General features: G+C 66.1%; 23 protein-coding genes, 1 tRNA gene and 1 pseudogene. 11 read left to right on the plus strand and 14 right to left on the minus strand.

The annotated features are described in order from the left end of the window. Positions 1 to 55 precede the first annotated feature (55 nt). Positions 56 to 1400: pseudogene (purD, locus tag JZY91_RS09200) on the minus strand (phosphoribosylamine--glycine ligase). A 31-nt stretch (positions 1401 to 1431) separates the two neighbouring features. Between purD and JZY91_RS09205 the strand changes: the two are divergent. Then, positions 1432 to 1842 (plus strand): HIT family protein, encoded by a 411-nt coding sequence (locus JZY91_RS09205; RefSeq protein WP_234947589.1) that lies wholly within the window; start codon positions 1432 to 1434, stop codon positions 1840 to 1842. Here JZY91_RS09205 and JZY91_RS09210 read toward each other — a convergent pair. The 3 genes from JZY91_RS09210 to JZY91_RS09220 form a co-directional block, all read right to left on the minus strand. Beyond that, positions 1814 to 3196 carry a cell wall metabolism sensor histidine kinase WalK gene (locus JZY91_RS09210; protein ID WP_234947590.1) on the minus strand — a complete coding sequence of 461 codons (1383 nt, stop codon included), beginning with the start codon at positions 3194 to 3196 and terminating at the stop codon, positions 1814 to 1816. The two genes, JZY91_RS09205 and JZY91_RS09210, sit on opposite strands and share 29 nt — an antisense overlap. 53 nt (positions 3197 to 3249) lie before the next feature. Further along, positions 3250 to 3954, minus strand: a complete 705-nt coding sequence (locus tag JZY91_RS09215) for a response regulator transcription factor (RefSeq protein ID WP_234947591.1) — start codon at positions 3952 to 3954, stop codon at positions 3250 to 3252. A 155-nt stretch (positions 3955 to 4109) separates the two neighbouring features. Continuing rightward, positions 4110 to 4185: transfer RNA gene (locus JZY91_RS09220), tRNA-Thr, on the minus strand. A 67-nt stretch (positions 4186 to 4252) separates the two neighbouring features. Here JZY91_RS09220 and JZY91_RS09225 point away from each other — a divergent pair. From JZY91_RS09225 to JZY91_RS09235, 3 genes are all read left to right on the plus strand, one after another. Next, the gene (locus JZY91_RS09225) at positions 4253 to 5758 is read left to right on the plus strand and encodes a threonine/serine exporter ThrE family protein (RefSeq protein ID WP_234947592.1); all 1506 of its coding nucleotides are present in this window, start codon (positions 4253 to 4255) and stop codon (positions 5756 to 5758) included. Between the two features lie 60 nt (positions 5759 to 5818). Next, entirely contained in the window at positions 5819 to 6244 is a 426-nt protein-coding gene (locus tag JZY91_RS09230; protein ID WP_234947593.1) for a histone, read from the plus strand. Between the two features lie 174 nt (positions 6245 to 6418). After that, positions 6419 to 6811 carry a hypothetical protein gene (locus JZY91_RS09235; protein ID WP_234947594.1) on the plus strand — a complete coding sequence of 131 codons (393 nt, stop codon included), beginning with the start codon at positions 6419 to 6421 and terminating at the stop codon, positions 6809 to 6811. Between the two features lie 78 nt (positions 6812 to 6889). Here JZY91_RS09235 and JZY91_RS09240 read toward each other — a convergent pair whose 3' ends face one another. After that, on the minus strand, positions 6890 to 7957 hold the full coding sequence (locus JZY91_RS09240) for a LacI family DNA-binding transcriptional regulator (RefSeq protein ID WP_234947595.1): 1068 nt from the start codon (positions 7955 to 7957) through the stop codon (positions 6890 to 6892). A 20-nt stretch (positions 7958 to 7977) separates the two neighbouring features. On the opposite strand from JZY91_RS09240, the gene JZY91_RS09245 reads away from it, so the two are divergent. Beyond that, complete coding sequence (locus tag JZY91_RS09245; RefSeq protein ID WP_234947596.1) at positions 7978 to 8790, plus strand: PHB depolymerase family esterase; 813 nt, start codon at positions 7978 to 7980, stop codon at positions 8788 to 8790. On the opposite strand, the gene rlmB is transcribed toward JZY91_RS09245, so the two are convergent. The 6 genes from rlmB to JZY91_RS09275 all read right to left on the minus strand — a co-directional run bounded on the left by rlmB (position 8750) and on the right by JZY91_RS09275 (position 14290). Then, the gene (gene rlmB, locus JZY91_RS09250) at positions 8750 to 9694 is read right to left on the minus strand and encodes a 23S rRNA (guanosine(2251)-2'-O)-methyltransferase RlmB (RefSeq protein ID WP_234947597.1); all 945 of its coding nucleotides are present in this window, start codon (positions 9692 to 9694) and stop codon (positions 8750 to 8752) included. The two genes, JZY91_RS09245 and rlmB, sit on opposite strands and share 41 nt — an antisense overlap. Then, complete coding sequence (gene cysS, locus JZY91_RS09255) at positions 9694 to 11067, minus strand: cysteine--tRNA ligase (RefSeq protein WP_234947598.1); 1374 nt, start codon at positions 11065 to 11067, stop codon at positions 9694 to 9696. The genes rlmB and cysS overlap by 1 nt, the downstream gene beginning before the upstream one ends. A gap of 10 nt (positions 11068 to 11077) precedes the next feature. After that, the gene (gene ispF / locus JZY91_RS09260) at positions 11078 to 11575 is read right to left on the minus strand and encodes a 2-C-methyl-D-erythritol 2,4-cyclodiphosphate synthase (protein WP_234949115.1); all 498 of its coding nucleotides are present in this window, start codon (positions 11573 to 11575) and stop codon (positions 11078 to 11080) included. Between the two features lie 107 nt (positions 11576 to 11682). Then, positions 11683 to 12627, minus strand: coding sequence for a hypothetical protein (locus JZY91_RS09265; RefSeq protein WP_234947599.1), 945 nt, complete (start codon positions 12625 to 12627; stop codon positions 11683 to 11685). 265 nt (positions 12628 to 12892) lie between these two features. After that, complete coding sequence (gene ispD / locus JZY91_RS09270; RefSeq protein ID WP_234949116.1) at positions 12893 to 13627, minus strand: 2-C-methyl-D-erythritol 4-phosphate cytidylyltransferase; 735 nt, start codon at positions 13625 to 13627, stop codon at positions 12893 to 12895. Positions 13628 to 13702: 75 nt separating this feature from the next. Further along, on the minus strand, positions 13703 to 14290 hold the full coding sequence (locus tag JZY91_RS09275) for a CarD family transcriptional regulator (RefSeq protein ID WP_234947600.1): 588 nt from the start codon (positions 14288 to 14290) through the stop codon (positions 13703 to 13705). A 162-nt stretch (positions 14291 to 14452) separates the two neighbouring features. On the opposite strand from JZY91_RS09275, the gene JZY91_RS09280 reads away from it, so the two are divergent. Genes JZY91_RS09280 through JZY91_RS09290 form a run of 3 tightly spaced genes read left to right on the plus strand, consistent with a single transcriptional unit; the run spans position 14453 to position 16673 of the window. Next, positions 14453 to 14998: a hypothetical protein gene (locus JZY91_RS09280; RefSeq protein ID WP_234947601.1), complete on the plus strand. Its 546-nt coding sequence runs from the start codon at positions 14453 to 14455 to the stop codon at positions 14996 to 14998. Positions 14999 to 15000: 2 nt separating this feature from the next. Beyond that, positions 15001 to 16341 (plus strand): DNA repair protein RadA, encoded by a 1341-nt coding sequence (radA, locus tag JZY91_RS09285; RefSeq protein WP_234947602.1) that lies wholly within the window; start codon positions 15001 to 15003, stop codon positions 16339 to 16341. 59 nt (positions 16342 to 16400) lie between these two features. Further along, the gene (locus tag JZY91_RS09290) at positions 16401 to 16673 is read left to right on the plus strand and encodes a hypothetical protein (protein WP_234947603.1); all 273 of its coding nucleotides are present in this window, start codon (positions 16401 to 16403) and stop codon (positions 16671 to 16673) included. 9 nt (positions 16674 to 16682) lie between these two features. Here JZY91_RS09290 and JZY91_RS11895 read toward each other — a convergent pair whose 3' ends face one another. Then, the gene (locus JZY91_RS11895) at positions 16683 to 16958 is read right to left on the minus strand and encodes a hypothetical protein (RefSeq protein ID WP_370639216.1); all 276 of its coding nucleotides are present in this window, start codon (positions 16956 to 16958) and stop codon (positions 16683 to 16685) included. Between the two features lie 32 nt (positions 16959 to 16990). Between JZY91_RS11895 and JZY91_RS11900 the strand changes: the two genes are divergently transcribed. Continuing rightward, positions 16991 to 17374: a hypothetical protein gene (locus tag JZY91_RS11900; protein WP_370639217.1), complete on the plus strand. Its 384-nt coding sequence runs from the start codon at positions 16991 to 16993 to the stop codon at positions 17372 to 17374. A gap of 44 nt (positions 17375 to 17418) precedes the next feature. Here the strand turns inward: JZY91_RS11900 and JZY91_RS09300 are convergent, their stop codons facing one another. Then, positions 17419 to 18018 carry a carbonic anhydrase gene (locus JZY91_RS09300; protein ID WP_234947604.1) on the minus strand — a complete coding sequence of 200 codons (600 nt, stop codon included), beginning with the start codon at positions 18016 to 18018 and terminating at the stop codon, positions 17419 to 17421. Here JZY91_RS09300 and JZY91_RS09305 point away from each other — a divergent pair. Beyond that, the gene (locus JZY91_RS09305; protein WP_234947605.1) at positions 18017 to 18943 is read left to right on the plus strand and encodes an A/G-specific adenine glycosylase; all 927 of its coding nucleotides are present in this window, start codon (positions 18017 to 18019) and stop codon (positions 18941 to 18943) included. The genes JZY91_RS09300 and JZY91_RS09305 overlap by 2 nt on opposite strands. A 646-nt stretch (positions 18944 to 19589) precedes the next feature. On the opposite strand, the gene JZY91_RS09310 is transcribed toward JZY91_RS09305, so the two are convergent. Beyond that, positions 19590 to 19760, minus strand: coding sequence for a DUF4236 domain-containing protein (locus JZY91_RS09310; protein ID WP_234947606.1), 171 nt, complete (start codon positions 19758 to 19760; stop codon positions 19590 to 19592). Positions 19761 to 19784: 24 nt separating this feature from the next. Between JZY91_RS09310 and JZY91_RS09315 the strand changes: the two genes are divergently transcribed. Further along, positions 19785 to 21425, plus strand: coding sequence for an alpha/beta fold hydrolase (locus tag JZY91_RS09315; protein WP_234947607.1), 1641 nt, complete (start codon positions 19785 to 19787; stop codon positions 21423 to 21425). Positions 21426 to 21467: the final 42 nt, after the last annotated feature.

Raw genomic sequence — 21467 nt, forward strand, 5'->3', positions numbered from 1 at the left:
GTGGACTTCACACATAAATGCGCGGATTCAACTATGTACGCAATCCCACAGAAGATTACTGTTCTTCTTCCTGCCCTTCCTCCGCCACGACAGCGATCGCGCCCTCAATCGCGGGACGCGCGATGTCCTTCCGGTAGAACGACCCGGGCATCTCGATCTGCTCGATCGTGGCGTACGCATTCGCTACCGCGGCTTCGAGGGTGTCGCCGTGGCCGAGCACGTTGAGCACGCGGCCGCCGGCGGAGACGTAGTCGCCATCGTCGTTGCGGGCGGTTCCGGCGTGGAGGACGCGGGCGGGATCGTCGAGCAGGGCGGGGGAAACGGCTTCGCTAGGCGCGCCCGGCTCGCCCGGCTCGGCAGGCGCGGAGATTACGTCGCCGGTCTTCGGGCCGGCCGGGTAGCCGTCGGCGGCCAGCACCACGGTCGCAGCAAAGCCCGGCTTCCACGCCAGCGGAGGAAGCTCGGCGAGGGTGCCGGTGGCGGTGGCGAAGAGGGCGTCGAAAAGCGAAGGCCCCTTGTCCCCGTCCAGGAGGGAGAGGACGGGCTGCGTCTCCGGGTCGCCGAAGCGGGCGTTGAACTCCACGACGGCCGGGCCGGACGGGCCCCACGCCGCGCCGACGTAGAGAAGGCCCTGGTAGGGGATGCCGCGGGCGACCATCTCGCGGGCGACGGGTTCCGCGATTTCGGCGACGATGCGCTGCACGCCGTCCTCCGGAAGCCACGGCAGCGGCGTGTAGGCGCCCATGCCGCCGGTGTTGGGGCCCTCATCGTTGTCGTAGGCGCGCTTGTGGTCCTGCGCGGGCAGGAGCGGGACGACGGTTTCCCCGTCGACCAGGCAGAAGAGGGAGACCTCGGGGCCTTCGAGGAAGGACTCGAAAAGCACGGGGTTGCCGGAGGCCAGCACGGCCTCCGCGTGGGCTTTGGCGGCCGCGCGGTCCGCGGTGACCACCACGCCCTTGCCGCCGGCCAGGCCGTCGTCCTTTACCACGTAGGTGGGGCCGTACTCGTCGAGCGCGACGTCGATATCCCCGCCCGGGGCGACCTGCGTCGCCGCCGCGGTGAGCACGCCGGCCGCTGCCATCACGTCCTTGGCAAACGCCTTGGACCCCTCGAGCTGCGCGGCGGCCTGGCTCGGGCCGAAGACGGGGATGGATGCCGGCCTCGCGCAGCGCGTCCGCCGCGCCGGCCACCAGCGGGATCTCCGGGCCGATGACCACAAACTCCGCCTCAACCTCGCGGGCCAGGGCAACCACGGCGGCGGGGTCGTTGACGTCTAACGAGTGAACGTCGGCAAGCGAGTGCATCCCAGCGTTACCCGGGGCAACCGTGAGGGTGTGGCCGCTAAGGCCCTTGAGCAGGGCGTGTTCGCGGCCGCCCGAACCGATGACGAGGATGCGCATGGGTCCGAGATTACAGGTAGCGTCGGCGACTATGAGCACCGTATTCAGCAAGATCATCGCCGGGGAGATCCCGGGCCGCTTCGTGTACCGCGACGAGACCGTCGCCGCGTTTCTGACCATTGAGCCGGTGGCGTACGGCCACACGCTCATCGTGCCGGTGGAGGAAGTGGACAAGTGGACTGACCTGGCGCCGGAGCTGTGGGCGCACATGAATGAGGTGGCGCAGGCCGTGGGCCAGGCGATTGTGGAAGAGTTCGACTGCCAGCGCGCCGGCTACCTCATCGCAGGCTTTGAGGTGCCGCACGCGCACATCCACGTCTTCCCTGCGGATGACATGAGCGGCTACAACCTGGCAAGCGCCATGAAGCACGACGAGACGGATCCAGAGAAGATGGACGCCGCCGCCGAGACGCTTAAGCAGGCAGTGGCAGCGAAATTGTAAACGTGGAGCCCTCGCCCGGAGCGGAGACGACGGAGATCGTGCCGTCGTGCTGCTCCACCAGGGACTTCGTAATTGCCAAGCCCAGGCCGGAGCCGCCGCCGGCCGCGCGGTGGCGTGAGGTGTCCGCGCGGTAGAAACGCTCGAAGATGTGCTCCGCGTCCTCCGGGCTCATGCCCACGCCGTTGTCCGCGACGTCAATGAACAAGCGATCCAGGTTGTCGCGCAGCGTGATGGTCACTTCCGCGTCCTCGCCCGCGTGCTTGAAGGCGTTGGAGATCAGGTTGAGCAGCACCTGGTGCAGGCGGTCCGGGTCCCCCTCCACCACGGGCGGGCGGGTGCAGTCGTGGTTGATATGGATCACGCGGCCCGGGAACGCGGCGCGCGCGGAGCTGGCCACGTCCGCAGTGAGCTGCAGCATGTCCAGCTGCTTCTTCTCCAGGCGGGTGCCTTCGGCGCGGGTCAGCGCCAACAGGTCCTCCACCAGAAGCTGCATGCGGGCGGATTCCTGCTCGATTTTGCCCAGCACCATGTCCGCGTCCGGCGCCATGCCGGAGCGGTAGAGCTCCGCGTACCCGCGGATGGAGGTCAGCGGCGTGCGCAGCTCGTGCGACGCATCCCCCACAAAACGGCGCATCTGCTCCTCTTTGCTCTGCGCCTCCTGGGCCGTGTCCTGCAACTGGGTGACCATGGTGTTCACGGCGTAGGAAAGCTTGCCCACCTCCGTATCGCGCGGCCAGGCGGGCACGCGGCGGTTCTGGTCGCCGGACGCAATCGCCAGGGCTGTGGACTCCACCTCACGCAGCGGCGCCAGGGAGCGGCGCACCAGTTCACGCCCCACCACCACAATGCCCAGGGTGGCCAGCGCGCCAATGGCTAGCTCGGTGAGGGCGAGGCCGGTAAGCATGCGTCGTTCAGCATCCAGCTTCTTTGCCACCAGCTTGACGGTGCCGTTGTCTTCCTGGTGCGCCATGGCGCGCCACTGCCGGTTCACGTCGCTCTCCGGGACGGAACCGATGGTCTGCGGCTTGTCGTAGCCCCTCAGCTGGGACCAATCCGGCGGTGTGGTCGAGGGCGTCGGCGCCCACGGGGTCTCGTGCCCGGGCACCAGAATGCCCTGGTAGAACTCGCTCGGCGCGCCGAAGCCCGGCAGCCACACGGTCTGGCCCACCCACGTCTCAAGGCCCTCTTCCAGCTGCTCGTCCGCGCGCTGGTAGAGGATGTGCTGCATGAGGAAGTAGACGAAGGTGAAGCTCAGAATCATCGCCAGCGAGGACACCACAACCACCAGCGCCACCAGCCGCTTCTGCAGCGGCGTGGTGACGCGGTAGGTCCGCGCCGAAATCGGGTACCGCACTCTGCTTATCGCCCCAAACGCCCTATCGCCCCAAACGCCCTAACGCCCGCCGGTTACTGGCGCGGCGTGCGCAGCACGTAGCCCACGCCGCGCACGGTGTGGATGAGCTGCTGATCGCCCTGGTCCACCTTGCGGCGCAGGTAGGAGATGTAGGACTCAACCACGTTGCCGTCCCCGCCAAAATCGTAGTGCCAGACGTTGTCCAGGATCTTCGCCTTGCTCACCACAACCTCCGCATTGAGCATGAGGTAGCGCAGCAGGTTGAACTCCGTCGGGGACAGGTCCACGATCTTGCCCGCCTTGGTCACCTCGTGCGTCTCATCATTCAGCGTCAGGTCCGCGTAGCGCAGCGTCGAATCCTCGCCCGCGTCCTCCGTCACGTTGCCGCGGCGCAAAATCACGCGCAGGCGGGTAATCACCTCTTCGAGGCTGAACGGCTTGGTCACGTAATCGTCCGCGCCGATGGTCAGGCCGTGGATGCGATCCTCCACCGCATCCTTCGCGGTCAGGAACAGCACCGGGCCGTCCAGCCCCTCGGCGCGCAGCTTGCCCAGCAACTCAAAGCCGTCCATCCCCGGCATCATCACATCCAGGATGTACGCCTCCGGCTTAAACGTCCGCGCCAGATCCAGCGCGTCCTGCCCGGAGTTCGCGCTCTCCACCTCGAACCCCTGGAACTTCAGACTCACCGTCAACAGCTCCACAATGTTCGGCTCATCATCAACAACCAGCACCTTCACGCCCTGGTTTTCGGCCATTGTTGCTCCCTTCCTCAACGCGGTAACTCGTTCATTCAACACCGCCCCGCTGGACGTTTCCTGAACACTCACTGTACAACTCCAGGGCATTTTGCTTTGCGACGTTCCCCTTAACCGTCGTCAAGCAAAAGCAAGCCCCAACCCCCACCAAGAATTGGAGCTGGAGACGAGACTTGAACTCGCAACCTACGGTTTACAAGACCGTTGCGCTACCGATTGCGCCACTCCAGCAATGCCTAAAAATCCTACACAAGCCCGCCAGCTGCGCGAAACACGGCCAATCGTTAGGGTTTGTGGGGTGGAGAGCAGCAACGTCGAGGACACGCAACGCGTAGAGCAGGCTGATTCGCGCAGCTGGGGCCGGAAAGTGCGCGACGCCATTCGCAACAGCTCGCGGCAGAACGTGGCCACGATTGATGAGGCCAGGACGTCTCCCCCTCCGTCCGTCCTCGCGCCGGTGGATCTCACGGACCCGGCGCAGGTCGCCGCCGTGATGCAGATCGGCGCGCGCATCGGCGAGATCCTGATTGCCAACGGCACGACGAGCTCCGACGCGATTGCGCAGATCCGCACGGTGACGTCGTCCTACGGCCTGCACTACTGCCACGTGGACATCACGGTGAACACGATCACCATGAACGCGATCATCGGCGTGGAAAAGCGCACGCCGGTGACGGTGTTCCGCGTGGTCACCATGATGAGCGAGAACTACCACAAGCTCCAGGAGGCGGACCGCCTGATCCGCGCCATCCGGGGCGGCGAGGTGCGCCCCGAGCGCGCGGAGCAGATCCTGGACGAGATCGACGCCTCCCCCATCCCCTACCGCAACGCCCGCTTCCTCGGCGGGTGGGCGCTGATGGGGGCGTCCGTGTCTATCCTGCTCGGCGGAGACTGGCTAATGTCCCTGATCGGCGGGCTGACCGCGTTTTTGATCATGGGCTTTAACAAGATCCTGTCGCGCAACTCGCTGCCGTACTTCTACCACTGCGTGCTGGGCGGATTTATGGCCACGATTCCGGCGGCGATCTTCTACGACTTCTCCGCCTCCATCGGCCGCACGATTGTGCCGAGCCAGGTGATCGCGTCCGGCATCGTGGTCCTGCTGGCCGGCCTGACCCTGGTGCAATCGCTGCTGGACGGCGTAACCGGCTCCCCCGTCACCGCCTCCGCCCGCTTCTTCAACACGGCGCTGAACACCGGCGGCATTGTGGCCGGCGTGGCCATGGGGTTGTGGTTCTCCGACCTGGTGGGCGTGGGCCTGCCGCCTGTGGAGACGATGCCCGGCAAACCCAGCCTGGATTCCGTGATCTGGCGCGTGCTGGGCAGCGCCATGGCCGCGGCCGCATTCGCCATCACGTGTTTTGCGGAGCGCGCCGCGATTGCTCTGAGCTTCATCACCGCCGCGGCCGGTTCCGCGATCTACTACCTGTTTTTGATCCCGTTTGGCACCGACCGCTTCATGGCCACCGCCGCGTGCGCGACCGTGGTGGGCCTGGCCGGCGGTTTGATTGCGCGCCGGTTTGAAATCAGCCCCGTGATCACAGCCGTGGCCGGCGTGACACCGTTCCTGCCCGGCTCCGGCGTGTACCGCGGCATGTACGCCGTGATGAATGAGCAGATGGTGATGGGCATGAACAACATCTTCTCCGCCATTGCCACCTGCATGGCGCTGGCCGGCGGCGTGATCTTCGGCGAATGGGTTGCCCGCCGCATCCGCGCCCCGCAGCTCTACATGCCGTACCACGCACTCAAGCGCGTGGGCAGGTTCACCTTCCAACAGCTGCGCCGCACCCGCAAGCGCTAAACTTGCTTTTCGACGTTCATTTTTCCACCCAGGACATTTTCCACCCAGGAGGAACCCTAAGTGCCACCCAAGATCACCGACTCCCGCCCGGCCCACGACGCCATCGTCGAGATGGAGGAGCAGACGGCCTCCGGCGCGCGACGGATCGTGGCAACCTACGCCGAGGACTTCCACGACGGCGTGACCCTGATGTCCATGCTGGGCGTGGAGCCGAAGGGCTTCGTGTACAAGCGCTACAACGAGCAGCGCGAGGCAGACCTTGCCGCCGCTTCCGAGGGCACTGAAGCGGAAGCACCGGCAAAGAAGACGACCAAGAAGGCGGCGAAGAAGACCGCTAAGAAGGCAACCAAGTCCACCGCCAAGAAGGCCACGAAGAAGGCTGCCAAGAAGACCACGAAGAAGACGACTAAGAAGGCGACGAAGTCCACGGCAAAGAAGGCCGCGAAGAAGACGACCGCCAAGAAGGCAACCACCACCGAGGAGTAGGTGGTGTTCGTGGCTGGGGCTGGGCCGGCTGCCGGGGCTGGGCCGGCTGCCGGGGCTGGGCCGGCTGGCAGAGCTGGGCGCCGTTCGCGCCGCGCGGGCGCTGCGCTACTTGTCGCGCTGCCACTTGTCTCTTCGTTGGCGGCTTGCAGTGCCGAGCCCCCTACCTGGCAGGTCGTGGCCGTCTACACCAACCCCGGCGTGCCCGGCGACCTGCCTCTCGACGCCGCCGGCAAAGCAAACGTCCAGGTCAACGACAATCAATTTGAGGGCACCACCCCGTGCGCGCAGGTCAGTGGCCAACTCTCGCGCGAGGACGCACCCTCGGGCGATTCCGCCTCGCCCACCGACTTGCCGACGGTGACCCTCACCTCTGTCGACCTCGCCGCCCCCGACGACACCTGCATCGGCGGCGCCCGCTACACCCACGACCAGCTCGCGTCCCTGCTTGTGCCCGGCGCGACCTTCTCGGTCCGCGAACTTAGCGACACCGAGCGCCTCTTAGTCACCGTCCCCGATGCGGCCGCTCCTCAGCTCGACCCACCGAGCATCCGCCTCATGCGCCTCTAGGGCCCCACGCAGGCTTTCGACGGGCCATTGTGACAATCCTCCACCACTCGGCGGCGCTCCAGCCGCCCTGCTTGGCGCCTACGCTGGCGGGGCGACGGTGCGGCCCAGAACCAACTCCGTATCCAGGATGATCCGGTCCGTCTCGGGAGCCTCACCCTCCATCATCGCGCGGAGCAGACCAGCCGCTGCCTCTCCCTTTCGCCGGTTCGGCTGGGCAACGGTGGTGATACCGCGGTGGAGGGCCTCGTCGATGCCATCAAAGCCGACCAGCGAGATCGCGCCGTGAGCAGCACCGACGCCCACGACCCGGTCCCCGCAGGCTTGCACAACACCCAGAGCCATAGAGTCAGTCGTGCACAAAATGGCGGTGGTGTCCGGGTAGCGCTCGAGGAGTTCGCGAGCACCGTCGGCAGCGGCGTCGACGTCGTTAAGGTGGCGGGTAACCACCGGAATGTCGGTGAGCCCGGCCGCGGCAAAGACCTCGAGTGCGCCCTCGACACGTTCGCGCTGCACGTCCAAGTCGGCTGTGCTGATCCGGGCTGTCGCGCCGCGCCCACCACCCGCGCCAACACCACCATCCACACCCACAAACCCGTTGAACGGCTGGGAGAACATGCGCTTGGCAAGGATGGCGATGTGGGTGTGGCCTGCGTCGATAAGCAATTGCGCAGCGGGTTTGATGGCGGAGCGGTCGTCGATGCCCACGAAGGGCGCGCCGAAGTCCTTGGGCTGATCGCAAACCACAAGCGGGAGGCCACGGGCGCGCGCGTCCAGCAGCTGCGGGTCGGTGGCGGCGACGGAGTAGGCGACGATGCCGTCCACGATCGCGTCGTGCACGCTGGCGCCGTCGGGGATGATGGTCAGCGAGTAATCGGGGATGGTGGACAGGCCGGCGAGGAAGTCGACGGACGCGCGGTCCTCGAACGCGAACGCCAGCGCTTCCGTGAGCACCACGCCGATGGCGCCGGTGCGTTGCGTGCGCAGCGAGCGCGCCATGGGGTCGGGCCCGGCGTAGCCCGCGCGTTCGGCGGCGGCGAGGATGCGCTCGCGAAGCTCCACGGACAGTTGGTCCGAATGGTTGTACGCGTTGGACACCGTGGTGCGGGACACGCCGAGCTCCGCGGCGATCGAGGCGAGCGAGGGCATAGAGCGATAGTATCCGCCCGATGAAGCACAGCATGGAGTTCGGCGGCCGCACGCGCACGTGGGTCGAAGCACCCGGCGAGAGCACCGCCACCACCGCCGAGCCCGGCACCAGCATCCTCTTCCTCCACGGCTCTCGGCAATCCGGCAGCGTTGCGCGCAACTTCACGGACCGCCAGTTCGAGGCACTCGGCAGCGTGATCTACCCGGACGGCATCGGCCGCCACTTCAACGACATGCGCGTGGGCTTCACCGAATCCGCGCGCACCTTGGGCATCGACGACGTCGGCTTCCTCTCCGCCCTCCTCCAGCAGCACCCGTGCCCCGTGGCCTGCGGTTTCTCTAACGGCGGCCAGATGCTGATTCGCATGCTTTTCGACGCATCCCCAGAGCGAAAATCCCCCATCTTCCGCGCCGTCGCCCTGTTCGGGGCACCGCTGCCTACCGACGACAACCTGCTCCAACCCCAAGGCGAGTACACGCCCACACCGATCCTCAGCGTGCAGGGGACGGCAGACCCGCTGGTGCCGTACGAGGGCGGGGAGAGCGGTATCGGCAACAACAACCGTGGCACGGCCCGCTCCGCGCGCGACTCGGCGGAGACGTTTGCCAAGCTCAACGCATGCACCGACCACCACACAGAGGAGCACGACGGCTACACCGTGGACACGTGGCAGGGCGCGAACCCCGTCCGCCTAGTCACCATCCACGACTTCGGCCACATGGTCCCCGTGGCCAAGGAGCTGGACCCGCGCCTGGGCCCCGGCACCACCAAGGTCACCGGGGCGGAACTGCTTACTCAGTTTCTGCGCGACGCTGGCGTGCAAACTCGCTGAGCACCACGCCCGCCGCAACGGAGGCGTTCAACGATTCGACCCACTCCGCCATGGGCACGGACATGATCACGTCGCAGTTCTCGCGCACCAGGCGGGAAATGCCCTTGCCCTCGGAGCCGACGACAATCACCACGGGATCCGTGCCGCCGTCGAACGTGTCCAGCGTGTGCTCCCCGCCGGCATCCAAGCCCACGACCATGTAGCCGTTGTCCTTGAACTCCTTCAGGGTGCGCGAAATGTTGGTCACCTTGGACACCGGCAGCCGCGCCGCCGTGCCCGCCGAGGTGCGCCACGCCACGCCTGTGACCTGCGCGGACCTGCGCTCCGGGATGATCACGCCGTGGCCGCCGAACGCCGCCGTGGAGCGAATCACCGCGCCCAGGTTGCGCGGGTCCGTGATGTTATCCAGCACCACGAACATGCCCGTCTCGCCGCGGTCCTTCACACCCGCAATCAGGTCGAACACGTCTGAGTACTTGTACGGCTGAATTTTCAGACCCACGCCCTGGTGCAGGCCGTTGCCCGTCATGTCATCCAGCTGCTGGCGCGGGACCTCATGCACCGGAATGCCCTTGGAGTTGGCCAGGGTGACGGCTTCGCTCAGGCGATCGTCGTGACCCGTGCCCAGCGCAACGTACAGCGCCTCAGCCGGCACCTTCGCGTGCAAGCACTCCACGACAGGGTTGCGCCCCACCACCAGATCCGCCTGCTCACGCTCGTGCCGGCCGGAGTCGCGCCGCTGCCGCTCCAGCTTGCGCTTGTGCGCGGCGTGGTACACGCGGTCCTCCGCGCGCGGGGTCGCGCCCTTGCCCTCCAGCCCGCGGCGGCGCTGCCCGCCGGAGCCCTTCGTGGCGCCCTTCTTGTTTTTCTTCTGCTTATCTGGGCGTTCGTACGGTTTTGCCATTATTTCATCTCCCACTTCGGGCCGTCGGGCGTGTCGGTGACCTCAATCCCCGCCGCCGCCAGCCGGTCGCGCACCGCGTCCGCCTCGGCCCAATCCTTATTCGCCCGGGCCTGCGCGCGCCGCTCCAGCTCGGCCCCCACCAGCACGTCCAGCGCGCCCTGGGCTTCCTTGCTTGTGGGCGCTTCCCACACACCCGGATCCACACCAAGCACCGCCGCCATGGCCCTGACCTGGGCTGCGAGCGCTTTCCTGGATTCGTCGTCAGTAGCCTTATTGCCCTCGCGCACCACGTTGTGGATCTCTGCCAGCGCGCGCGGCACCGCGAAATCATCCTCCATGGCGGCGGCGAAGCCCTCCGTCCACGTGGTGGGCTCCGGGTAGCCGGCGCGCTTCACAAACTCCTCGATGCGCTGGTAGCCGGCCGCGGCCTCCTGCAGCGCCTCCGGCGAATACTCCAGCACGCTGCGGTAATGCGCGGAGCCGAGGTAGTAGCGCAGCTCCACGGGGCGCACCGGCATCGCGTCCAGCGCGAGGACATTGCCCAGTGACTTGGACATTTTCTCGCCCGCCATGGTGACCCAGTGGTTGTGCATCCAGAAATTCGCAAACGCGTCACCCGCGGCGTGGGACTGCGCCTGCTCATTCTCGTGGTGCGGAAACTGCAGGTCAAGCCCGCCGCCGTGGATGTCAAACCGCTCGCCCAAGTACCACGTACTCATCGCGGAGCACTCCAGGTGCCACCCCGGGCGCCCGTCGCCCCACGGCGTGGGCCAGTGCGGCTCGCCCGGCTTCGCCGCCTTCCACAGGGCGAAGTCCAGGGGGCTTCGCTTTTCGACGTTCCCCTGACCCGGCGCGCCCGAATCCTCCGCCACCATCTCCTCGACGCGGTTGCCGGAGACGGAGCCATAGTCGCCCCCTGCCGCAACCCACGCTGGGACGTCGAAGTACACCGACCCGCCCGCCGCATAGGCGTACCCATTGTCGATGAGCCGCTGCATGTACTCGACCATCTGCGTCACGTGCCCGGTCGCGCGCGGCTCCACCGACGGCGGCAGCACGCCCAGCGTGTTGTATGCGCGCGTGAACTCGCGCTCATACGTGGACACCCACTCCCACCACGGGCGGCCGTTGTCGGCGGCTTTGGTCAATATCTTGTCGTCGATGTCCGTGACGTTGCGGACAAACGCCACGTCATACCCCTGGGCCATAAACCAGCGGCGCACGATATCGAACGCAACACCGCTGCGCAGGTGCCCGATGTGCGGCGCGGACTGTGGCGTTGCGCCGCAGACGTACATGGAGACGTGCCCGGGGCGCACCGGCTCGAATTCGCGCAGGGACCGCGAGGCGGTATCGAAAATCTTCTGTGTCACGCCGTTTACCTTACTGTGCTGTCCCGAGGTCGCCGTTACCCAGCGCTACCAGCGCCGTTGCAATAGCCGCGCGACCTTCACCCGAGCCCGTGAAACCCATGTGATCCGTGGTTGTCGCGCTGATGCTCACCGGCGCGCCCAGCGCCTGGCTGAGCACCCGCTGGCATTCTTCCCGCACCGGCCCCATCTTGGGCGTCTGCGCGATGAGCTGCGCCGACACGTTGACCACCTGGTGCCCATTCGACTCCACCAGCTCCCGCAGCTCACCGAGCAGCTGCACGCCCTTCACCCCGTCGTACTCCGGCCGGCCAACACCCACGAAGCTGCCCAAGTCACCCAGCCCGCACGCACTGAGCACCGCATCCACGATCGCGTGGCTCACCACGTCCCCGTCCGAGTGCCCCTCGCACCCGTCCTGGCCCTCGTGCAGAATGCCCGCGATCCAGCAGTCCTTGCCCGCCTGGATCTGGTGCGCGTCGAACGCGCTGCCCACGCGCAGGTTGGTCATCGGGTTTCGCCCGCCGCTGGGGGCCGTGTCGCTGGTGTGCTCGCCGCTGGTGTGCTCGCCTGTACTCGTCATGCGCTCCACCTTAGAGCGCGCCACCAACCTCCCGCCTAGACCGGCAACAGCGCCCGCAGCGCAGGCACATTGAACGCCGCCGCAGCGACCGCGCCACCCACGGCCAGCACCGCCACCAGGCCGAGGACCACCGCCGCCGGCGTACTCAGGGAGCTCCTCTCAGGCGCCCCAACGCCTGCCGATGGTTCATCGTCCAGGTACCGGCGCAGCTTCTCATACGTGGTTGAAGCTCCAACACTTTGCCCAGCAACCTGCTCTCGAAATATCTTCATCTCCGCGAGTTCCTTATCGCTGCGCGCGACGGTCCCGTCCTCGATGACTGCCTCAAACCGCTTCAGCGCAGCAGACCGGTCATCGGCGTACTTCTTCAGTGCGACCGCCGTGTGTTGCACCTCCTTGTGCTCCACCTTCTCTCCGCGGTCGATGGCCACGGCAAGCTGCCGTCCTTTTTCCATGATCGCCCGATTGCCTTCGCTCAGATCGACCCAAATCGCGTACTGCAGCGAGTTCCTCGCTTCCTCGGCACGCAGACGGTCCCTCTTAACTACTTCCACCCATCCAGCCAGATCAGTGGCTTGCTCATCCGACAGCGTCGCATCGTCCCGCGCGATTAACTCCGGAATCTGCCGATCCGTCTCCCGACGCTTCGCCGCATACGCTGACAGATCCTTCAGCAAAGCTTCCGCCTCCTCGCGCACCAGATTGTGCTGGTGCTGCGCCAGAAGCTGCCCCGCCCCTTCCGACTGCTTCGTAGTCTCCGCCGCATTCACGAGCTTCTGCTCTACGTCCTGCGCCTTCTTGGCCCAGGCCTCTCCAGCCGCAGTCTCCGCCGCCTCCCGCGCTAGCTCTAGCGCAGTTTCTTGCTTCACGATGCCCACCTCACCCACCGCCGGCTGAGCCACCCCACCCAAACTCAGAGCGACGGCAAGGACAGCAGCGGACAGGACAGTAGACGGCTTAACGGTGGACGACTTACGCATGATGACTCCCAGGGTTTGTTGCGACAGTTTTAAGGTGTTTTGCCTCCCCTATCGCCACACCCGACCCCCGCGTTATCCGTGACATTCAGCCCGAGATTCCGTTCGGTCTTCCCTAACATTCACCCTGGCCCTCCCCGAGACGACCCCTAGCCCCGAACGCTGCCACAGATTACGTTTCCGCCTGCCAAAGAATGCATTTTCACCCGAAATCCGGCTCTTTTTCGGGGCGAATTGCATCCTGTGGCACAGCCGACGGGACGTGGCCCTAGTTCCCAGGGACCTCAAAAACGGTCGGCTCGGCTTCGTCGGTGATTGAAGTAGCCAGACGGAGATCAATCGGCGTGGTGATCTTGAACGCCATCGGATCGCCCTGCACCGTGAGCACGGGAACGCCATGCCACTCCATCAGGGAGGCATCGTCGGTGGCGACGAACCCGCGCTCGTCCTCGTCCAGCGCGAAGTACTTTTCGTTCGCCTCACGCAAAACGCTCAGGTCAAAACCCTGCGGCGTCTGCACTGCGCGCAGGCGGGAACGATCCGGAGTGGACTCGACAACTCCGCCGTCACCAACAACCTTGATCGTGTCCGCCACCGGCACAACGGGAATCACCGCGTCCGCGCCATCCAACACAGCGCGCGCCACACGGGCAATCATGCCGGGAGGCGTTAACGCGCGGGCGGCATCGTGGATGAGGACGACCGCGCCGGAGCCAGCCCCAGCGCCAAGGCCGAGCTCCTCGTCGGAAAGCGTTTGCAGCGCAGCCCAGATGGAATCCGCGCGCTCCGCACCCCCGTGGACGAATGTGACCTCGTGCCCCTCCAGCAGTTTGCGCGCCACGGGCTCCATCTCCGGCGAGACGACGACCACCACGGAATCAACGATTCCGCTGGTCTCCATCGCCGTCACGGAGCGTTCAAGCAAACTCCGCCCGCGAAGTGGCACATACGCCTTCGGCACCGGCGCGCCCAAACGGGTCCCCTGCCCCGCGGCGGCAACGATCGCTACAACCCGCCGCGCAGCGCCCGTGCCATCCGCACCCGCACCAGCTGCAGCGCCCCCCGCGCTAGCGGTCAACTACTCCTCGTCCTCGTCGTCGAAAGAGAGATCGTCGTCCATATCAAGGTCGTCATCAATGTCCTCGCGCGGATCCTCGACGATGCCGGCCTTCACCTGCTCCTCAATGATCTTCGCGATCTCGGACTCCATGGAGGCGACCTTTTCTTCGTCGATAGGCTCGGCCAGCGCAAGCTCCCCCACCAGAATCTGGCGAGCCTTGCCCAGCATGCGCTTCTCACCAGCGGAAAGACCCTTGCCCTGGTCGCGGCGCCACAGGTCGCGCACTACCTCAGCCACCTTGTTAATGTCGCCGGATGCCAGGCGCTCCTGGTTTGCCTTGTAGCGGCGGGACCAGTTGCCAGCCTCCTCAACATCAGTCTCGCGCAGGACGGAGAAGACCTTCTGCAGGCCTTCCTCATTCACCACGTCGCGCACGCCCACCAGCTCAGTGTTCTTCACCGGCACGCGCACCTCAAGGTCGGACTGGAGGATCTGCAGCACGAGGTAATCCAGAGTCTCCCCGCCCATCTCACGCTGCTCAATATCCGCGATCCGCGCCGCTCCGTGGTGCGGGTACACAACCACCTCGCCGACCTTGAATTCCATGCGCTACTCCTTTAAGGCTCGAACAACCACCCAACACTACACACCGCTCCAAAAGTTTACCCCCTGATACAGCGGGCGCTACGGAAACTGGGAAATGTGGGGCACCTGCGAGTAGGGTGTGACGGAGATAGACACGTCTCGCGCACCCATGCGCACCACTAGATGGAGGACACCCTCGTGAAGTCCAAGAAGCCGGTTGCAGTTGTGGCCGCCGTTGCCGCCTCTCTTGCCCTGGTTGGTTGCTCCGCAGGCCAGATCACCCAGACTTCGTCCCAGGTCGCGGCCGTGGACGGCGCAACCGTGTTCACCGAGGATGGCTCCCTGTCCGTCCAGGATGTCACCCTGGTGCTCTCCGAGGACGGGGACGCTGCGCTGAAGTTCACCGCCACCAACCAGGACCCGTCCATGCGCGAGCACAAGCTCGTCTCCGCAGAGGTGGCCGGCCAGCCGGTCACCCTTGGTTCCGCGCAGGGCATCGGCTACAACTGCGTGCTGGTGGCTGACTCCAAGGATGGCCTGGACCGCATCCCGCAGTCTGACAGCGCGTGCATCCAGTACGTGGAGACTTCCGTGGAGAACAAGGACTTCGCGTACGCCGGCAACGTTCCGGTGAAGTTCACCTTTGATTCCGGCACCATTGATGTGGATGCCACCGTCGCCGCCCCGCTGCTGCCCTCCGGCAAGGTTGAGCGCGACGTAACCAAGTAAGCGTGGCTAAAAAGCCTCGCGCCACTCACACCTGCTCCGAGTGCGGCTACTCCTCCCCCAAGTGGCTGGGGCGCTGCCCGGAGTGCGGTTCCTGGGGGACATTGCAGGAGGAGCCCAGCTTTACAGCGACTCCTTCGATCACCCCCACCTCCCCAGCCCAACCCATCACTGCTATTGATGCGGCGGCTACGCACACCTTAAAGTCCGGCATCGGCGAGCTTGATCGCGTGTTGGGCACCGGCGTTGTGCCCGGCTCCGTGGTGCTGATGGCCGGCGAACCGGGCGTGGGCAAGTCCACCCTGCTGCTGGAGGTCGCCTCCCGCTGGGCCGCTGAAGGCCGACGCGTCCTCTACGCCACCGCGGAGGAATCCGCCGGCCAGGTCCGCGCCCGCGCCGAGCGAACTGGCGCGCTGCAGGACACCCTCTACCTGGCAGCCGAGTCCAACCTGGACACCGTCTTCGGCCACGTCCGTGAGATCGACCCGAGCTTGCTGATCGTCGACTCCGTGCAGACCATGCACGCCGCCGGTGTGGAGGGCGTTGCCGGCGGCGTGGCGCAATCCCGCGCCGTCACCGCCGCGCTGACGACGCTTGCCAAAACCACCAACCTGCCTGTGCTGCTGGTTGGCCACGTGACCAAGGACGGCAACGTCGCCGGCCCCCGCGTGCTGGAGCACCTGGTGGACGTGGTACTGAACTTTGAAGGCGACCGCCAGTCTTCGCTGCGCATGCTCCGCGGCATCAAGAACCGCTTCGGCGCCACCGATGAGGTTGGCTGCTTCGAGCAAACCGCCGAGGGCATCCGCGAGGTCCCGGACCCATCCGGGTTGTTCCTCTCCCACCGCGGCCAGACTCCGGACGGTTCCGCCGTCACCGTCGCCATGGACGGCGTACGCCCAATCCTCGCTGAGGTCCAGGCGCTCACCGTCGATCCGGTGAACAAATCCCCGCGCCGCGTGGTCACCGGTTTGGACCCCAACCGCGTGCCCATGGTGCTGGCCGTGCTGCAGGCGCGCTGCGGCGAGCGCACCAATGACAAGGACGCCTACCTAGCCACCGTCGGCGGCATGCGCATCACCGAGACAGCCACCGACCTCGCCGTGGCACTTGCCACCTGGTCCAGCCTCCATGAAACCCCGCTGCCCGCAAAGACCGTGGTCATCGGTGAAGTCGGCCTAGCCGGGGAGCTGCGCCGCGTGCCCAACCTCGGCCGACGCCTCCAGGAAGCCGCCCGCCTGGGCTACACCCACGCGATCGTCCCAGCCGGCGACACCCCCAAGATCCCCGGCATGCGCGTCCGCAGCGCCAGCACCCTCGCCGAGGCCATCTCGTTCTTGGGCTAGCGGGCCGAGGCCGCGCAGGCCCCTAGACCTCCCAGCAAATCCCGACTACATTCCACTCCATGGCCAACCAGGACGCGAACGGGCAAGCCCAACTGCTCCAAGAACGAATGACCCTGGCGTTCCCTTGGATGCACGCCCTCCCGCCGGAAGATCGGCAAGTCTGCGCCCAGGACCTCCTGAATGCCGCGCGCGCGTCTTTCTCAACCGGCCAGTCGCACCTTGCTCTAACCAATCTAACTGCCTGGCGCGAGACAGCTACAGCCATCGCCGCTGGCCTGGATCGTACCGAGCTGGAGTGGCTTGAGGACGGCGAAACGGTAGAGCGGCCCTAAGCGCACCCCCTACGTCAGGTTAAACGGCGCGGGATCCGAGGCGTTATCCTCAATCACCGCGTGCAGGTAGTACGCACCCGCCGGCACCGCCGCGCGGTTGGTGCACTGCCCCGGCGCGGATCCCTTCTTAGACCACCGCGCGTCAAACCCGCGCTCCTCGCCGGCGGGGAATTCTTGACGCCCCTGCTCCACCGACGGGTAGCAATCCGTATCCGCCCACATCCGGTCGTTGGACGCCATCCCGTACACCTCAAACCGCAGCGCGCCGTCCTCCAGATCCAGCACACAATCCCGTATCGGTCGGGTTCTTCACCGTCATGTACAACAACGGAATCTCGCCCGGCCCATACGACGGCTGCGACGTCGACGCACTAATCAGCAGATCCGAAAGATCGCACTTCCCGCTCGCGATCAGGGTTTCGCTCGGCTGGGGCTCATTGCTTGCCGACGCTTCCTCGGACCCCTCCTCCGAAGCAGCCGCAGAAGTTTCCCCGCTCAAAGACACAGTCGGCGACGTGACCGGTGCAGGCTCAGTGGACGTCACACCTGACGCAGCCGCCCCAGTCGTCACCGTCGCCGACGCGCCAACCCCGGAACCCTCCCCCGAGTTCCCAGACCGCGCCCAGGCCGTGAGCCCCCACACGATCATGGCCACCACCAACAGCAGCACAACCAGCGCCGCGACCCTGCGGCGCATGTAGATCTCGTCTGGGAGCGGGCGGCGGTTCGTCATGCCCCCACTCTATTAACCGATGGCCTCGTACACGGTCTCGACACGGCCGTCCGCCAGCCGGTACCGCGCAGCCACAACGCCAGCCCCGCGCGCGTGGATCGCCGGCACGCGGTCCTCCAAGTGTTGCGCCATAATGCGCGCGTGCTCCGCCTCCACAGCGTCCGCGTCGGAGTGCCCGTTGGACCGCGCCTCAATCACCGAAGGCGCAATCTTCTCCACAAACACCCTGGTCAAACCGCGCGGCACCTCGGCGTTGTCCACCGCGGAGATCGCCGCACCCACCGCACCGCAGCGCTCGTGCGACAGGAACACCACCAGCGGCACACCAAGCACGTCCACCGCGTATTCCACGGATGCGGACACCGCCGCGTCCACGCAACCACCGGCGGTGCGGATGACAAAGATGTCGCCCAAGCCGGCATCGAATAGCAGCTCAACCGGCACCCGAGAGTCAGAGCAGGCGATGACGGCGGCGACGGGATCCTGCCCGCCCAGGATCTCCGCGCGGCGCTTGGTGTCGCGGTGCGGGGCGTTGGTGGCGTCGGTTGCGAAGCGCTCGTTGCCCGCGGTCAGGGAGTCCCAGACCTCGCGGGCTGTCATGGAAGTAGGCATGCCCATTATTCTGGCACTCACCGTGAGCACCGAACATGAAATTCAGCGACCAATCATCGATTGGTACCGCGCAAACGCCCGCCCGCTGCCGTGGCGCGCGCCCGGCACCACCCCGTGGGGCGTCCTGCTCTCCGAGGTCATGTCACACCAAACCCAAGTCGAGCGCGTCGCCCCCATTTGGCAAGACTGGGTCCGGCGTTGGCCCACACCGCAGGCTTTCGCACAAGAGCGTATCGACGAAATCCTGAGAGCCTGGGAAGAGCGTATCGACGAAATCCTGAGAGCCTGGGGCTCCCTCGGCTACCCGCGACGTGCCCTTCGCCTGCATGAATGCTCCCGCGCGATCGTGGAGCAGCACGGCGGCGAAGTGCCCGCAGACGTCGATGCCCTCCTGGCCCTGCCCGGCATCGGCGACTACACCGCCCGCGCCGTCGCCTGCTTCGCGTTCGGCCAGAACGTGGCGGTGGTGGATACCAACGTCCGCCGCGTCTACGCCCGCGCCATCCTCGGCCGCGCGAACATGAAGCCCCGCAAGGCCGAACTCGCCGACGTTGCGGGGTTCCTCCCCGCCACGGACGGCCCCACGTTCTCCGTGGGGCTCATGGAACTCGGCGCGCTGATCTGCACCTCCCGCGCCCCGCAATGCCACGCGTGCCCCATCGCCGCACACTGCGCCTGGCTTGCTGCGGGCAGGCCCGCCCCGCTTATCGACGAAACCCTGCCCCGCCAAACCTTCCAACGCACCGACCGCCAAGTCCGCGGCAAGATCATGAAACTCCTGCGCGAAAGTCCGGAGCCTGTCCCCCAAGCGGACATCGATGTGGTCTGGCCCGACGACGCCCAGCGCGCCCGCGCCCTCTTCTCCCTCATCGAGGACGGACTGGCCGAGCAAACCCCCGACGGCCGCTTCCGCCTCCCGCGGTAGCGTGCCCCACTGCGCCGGCAAGCAGGCTCGCGAGCGCTCAAGAATAACGAGCGCTCGTTTTTCTTGAGCGCCGCTCGTGTCATAGGTGTTCGAAAACTTGAGTGGTAAGCTATTCTGCGGTGCCGTGAGGCACTAGGTGCTCCCGAAAGGGAGTCCTCTCTGCTCAGAGGATCGTGGTAAGCCCGCGCGTCCTGCCGGGCCATCCTCGAACTCTGCTTGGGTAGAGGGCCGGACTGAAAGGGAGGAAGTATTCCTATGACTGAACATGGGAGTCACCCACCTGGCGATGAGAAAGGGAAAGACCCCGCCAGCCGCAATGCTAACAAGCATCTCGCAGGCGGAGCCTTCCACCTCATTGCCGTAATCGCGGATAGGATTTTCGAAGTCTTCCGCGACTGGGCGTAAGCCCGAGATATGCAGCTGGTTGCACCCGGCTGCATATCTTTTTTACGAAACTTATCGTTTCAGTCCCTTACGATACCCCATTCCCGGCAGGGACGTGACATTCATTCGACACATTGTGTTTCAAAATGCGACAAGTCTTCTACACAGGTTCGAACAGGCATTCTTTTGCCGGGATGCAAAAGTTTGCCACATCCGCAGAATGCTATGGAGCTCCACGAAGCGAAGAGCACGCCGGGAATTGCTACTTCCAACGCCCCCGGTACGTCATCCCACCCGGCAGGTTCACCCACACGCCCCCGCGCGAGTTCACCGTCACGGGCCCAAGTTTCGTGCTCACAGACGCGCCCGTGCCCGTCTGGTTGATCCACACGTTCTTGCCCACCTTGTGCTTCTTCCTGTACTGAACACCCATGCGCGAAAGACTACACTCCGCGCCATGTCCCCTTCCCGTTTCCGCGCCCCCAACCCCACCACCACGCGCCCCAACCCACGCACCAAGCACCCCACCACCACGCGCTCCCGCCCGCACACCATCCTGGCCACCCTCGCCAGCACAGCGCTCCTAGCGGAATCGCTCACGCTCGCCACCCCCGCGGAAGCCCTCGAACCGGACGCAAGCTCGGAGGCCCTTTCCTCCCTCGCCACCTTCGGTTCCTCCACCCTCGGTGCCGTGCTCACTTCCGGCGCCCGCCTCGCGGACACGTCCAGCCAGCGCCCCTCCCCCGCCATCGGCACCACCGCCGGCCAGCTCGGCGACACCACCAAGGTCCCCGGCGCACCCCGCATAACGCGCATCAGCTACACCACCACCAAGGAGAACGGCCAGATAGTCTCCACCACCGGCGCGCTGTACGACACCCCAAACGCCAAAGGCCTCATCGCCCTCGCCCCCGGCACCCGCGGCATGGGCAACCACTGCGCCCCCTCCGCCCCCGCGGGCCTCACGCTCTCCATCACGGACGGCTCCATCAACGTGAATTACGAGACCCCCGTGGTCCGCGAGCTCAACAAATCCGGCTACCGCGTTGTGGTCATCGATTACATCGGCCTCGGCTCGGAGGGCACCCACACCTACCTCAACAGGGTGGAGCAGGGGCACGCGCTTATCGACGCCGCCCGGGCCACCGCCAAGCCTGGAGAGAAGGTCGGATTCTGGGGCTACTCCCAAGGCGGCGGTGCCGCCGCAGCCGCAGCAGAGCTGGTCGCGGATTACGCCCCCGAGCTCAACGTGGTGGGCACCTTCGCCGGCGCCCCTCCCGCCGATCCCATCGCCGTGCTCGAGCAGGCTCCCCCGGGCATCACGGACCTGGTGGCCAGCTTCGCCGCCGTGAGCTATGCCAGCACCTACCCCGAGTTCGACGAGGCGCTGAGTGCCACGCTTACCAACGAAGGCAAGCAGATCCTCGCCCAGGTTGGCAACGCCTGCATCCTCGACGGCACCCGGGCACTGCCCCAACCCTTCGAGTCCTACACCACCGACGGCCGCACACTCGCGCAGATCGCGCGTGACGACGACCGCATCCTCAAATACCTCAACCACAACAAACTCGGCCAAGCTCCGGTGAGCGCCCCGATCATGGTGCTGACCAACCCAGACGATGACCTGGTTCCGGAACCCCAAGCGACCCAGCTCGCCGCCGACTACTGCGCCCTTGGCTCCCCGGTCGAGTATCGCAAGGTGACCGTCCCTGGCACAGCGACCATGCCGCTGTACACCAAGGCCGATCTGAGCTCGGCTCTGATCGTCTCCAACACTCCCACGGCCGGCCACGCCACCCCGCTGCTGCTGGAGACCAGACATGCGGCCGCCTGGATGGACGACCGCTTCGAGGGCAAGCCGCTTACCCGCACCTGCCCCGGCGACACTGGCACCACCGTCCTTAACCCGGACGATGCCGACACCCCCGATGTGGAGATCCGCCTCAACCAAGTAGAAATCGCCGCCATCGTGCTGGGCACGATAACGGCGATCACAGGGCTAGCGCTAGGCGGGGCCTACCAGGCGTTCACCCACGGCTGGCTGGACCCGTACCTGGATCCACGCCTGAAGGACTGGCTCACCGCAGTCCTCCCGTAGCGGGCGATACCCCCGTAGCGGGACGAACTCCCGTAGTGGGCC

Origin of the sequence: Corynebacterium sp. CNCTC7651 (assembly GCF_021496665.1) — a bacterium.
Classification (GTDB): domain Bacteria; phylum Actinomycetota; class Actinomycetes; order Mycobacteriales; family Mycobacteriaceae; genus Corynebacterium.

What these genes read in the sequence shown, in the direction of transcription:
- JZY91_RS09205 (WP_234947589.1), top strand. Translation starts at nt 1,432, where the DNA reads ATGAGCACCGTATTCAGCAAGATCATCGCCGGGGAGATCCCGGGCCGC.
- JZY91_RS09215 (WP_234947591.1), bottom strand. Translation starts at nt 3,954, where the DNA reads ATGGCCGAAAACCAGGGCGTGAAGGTGCTGGTTGTTGATGATGAGCCG.
- JZY91_RS09240 (WP_234947595.1), bottom strand. Translation starts at nt 7,957, where the DNA reads ATGCCCTCGCTCGCCTCGATCGCCGCGGAGCTCGGCGTGTCCCGCACC.
- JZY91_RS09245 (WP_234947596.1), top strand. Translation starts at nt 7,978, where the DNA reads ATGAAGCACAGCATGGAGTTCGGCGGCCGCACGCGCACGTGGGTCGAA.
- rlmB (WP_234947597.1), bottom strand. Translation starts at nt 9,694, where the DNA reads ATGGCAAAACCGTACGAACGCCCAGATAAGCAGAAGAAAAACAAGAAG.
- ispF (WP_234949115.1), bottom strand. Translation starts at nt 11,575, where the DNA reads ATGACCAACCTGCGCGTGGGCAGCGCGTTCGACGCGCACCAGATCCAG.
- JZY91_RS09265 (WP_234947599.1), bottom strand. Translation starts at nt 12,627, where the DNA reads ATGCGTAAGTCGTCCACCGTTAAGCCGTCTACTGTCCTGTCCGCTGCT.
- JZY91_RS09275 (WP_234947600.1), bottom strand. Translation starts at nt 14,290, where the DNA reads ATGGAATTCAAGGTCGGCGAGGTGGTTGTGTACCCGCACCACGGAGCG.
- JZY91_RS09280 (WP_234947601.1), top strand. Translation starts at nt 14,453, where the DNA reads ATGGAGGACACCCTCGTGAAGTCCAAGAAGCCGGTTGCAGTTGTGGCC.
- JZY91_RS09290 (WP_234947603.1), top strand. Translation starts at nt 16,401, where the DNA reads ATGGCCAACCAGGACGCGAACGGGCAAGCCCAACTGCTCCAAGAACGA.
- JZY91_RS11900 (WP_370639217.1), top strand. Translation starts at nt 16,991, where the DNA reads ATGTACAACAACGGAATCTCGCCCGGCCCATACGACGGCTGCGACGTC.
- JZY91_RS09305 (WP_234947605.1), top strand. Translation starts at nt 18,017, where the DNA reads ATGCCCATTATTCTGGCACTCACCGTGAGCACCGAACATGAAATTCAG.
- JZY91_RS09300 (WP_234947604.1), bottom strand. Translation starts at nt 18,018, where the DNA reads ATGCCTACTTCCATGACAGCCCGCGAGGTCTGGGACTCCCTGACCGCG.
- JZY91_RS09310 (WP_234947606.1), bottom strand. Translation starts at nt 19,760, where the DNA reads ATGGGTGTTCAGTACAGGAAGAAGCACAAGGTGGGCAAGAACGTGTGG.
- JZY91_RS09315 (WP_234947607.1), top strand. Translation starts at nt 19,785, where the DNA reads ATGTCCCCTTCCCGTTTCCGCGCCCCCAACCCCACCACCACGCGCCCC.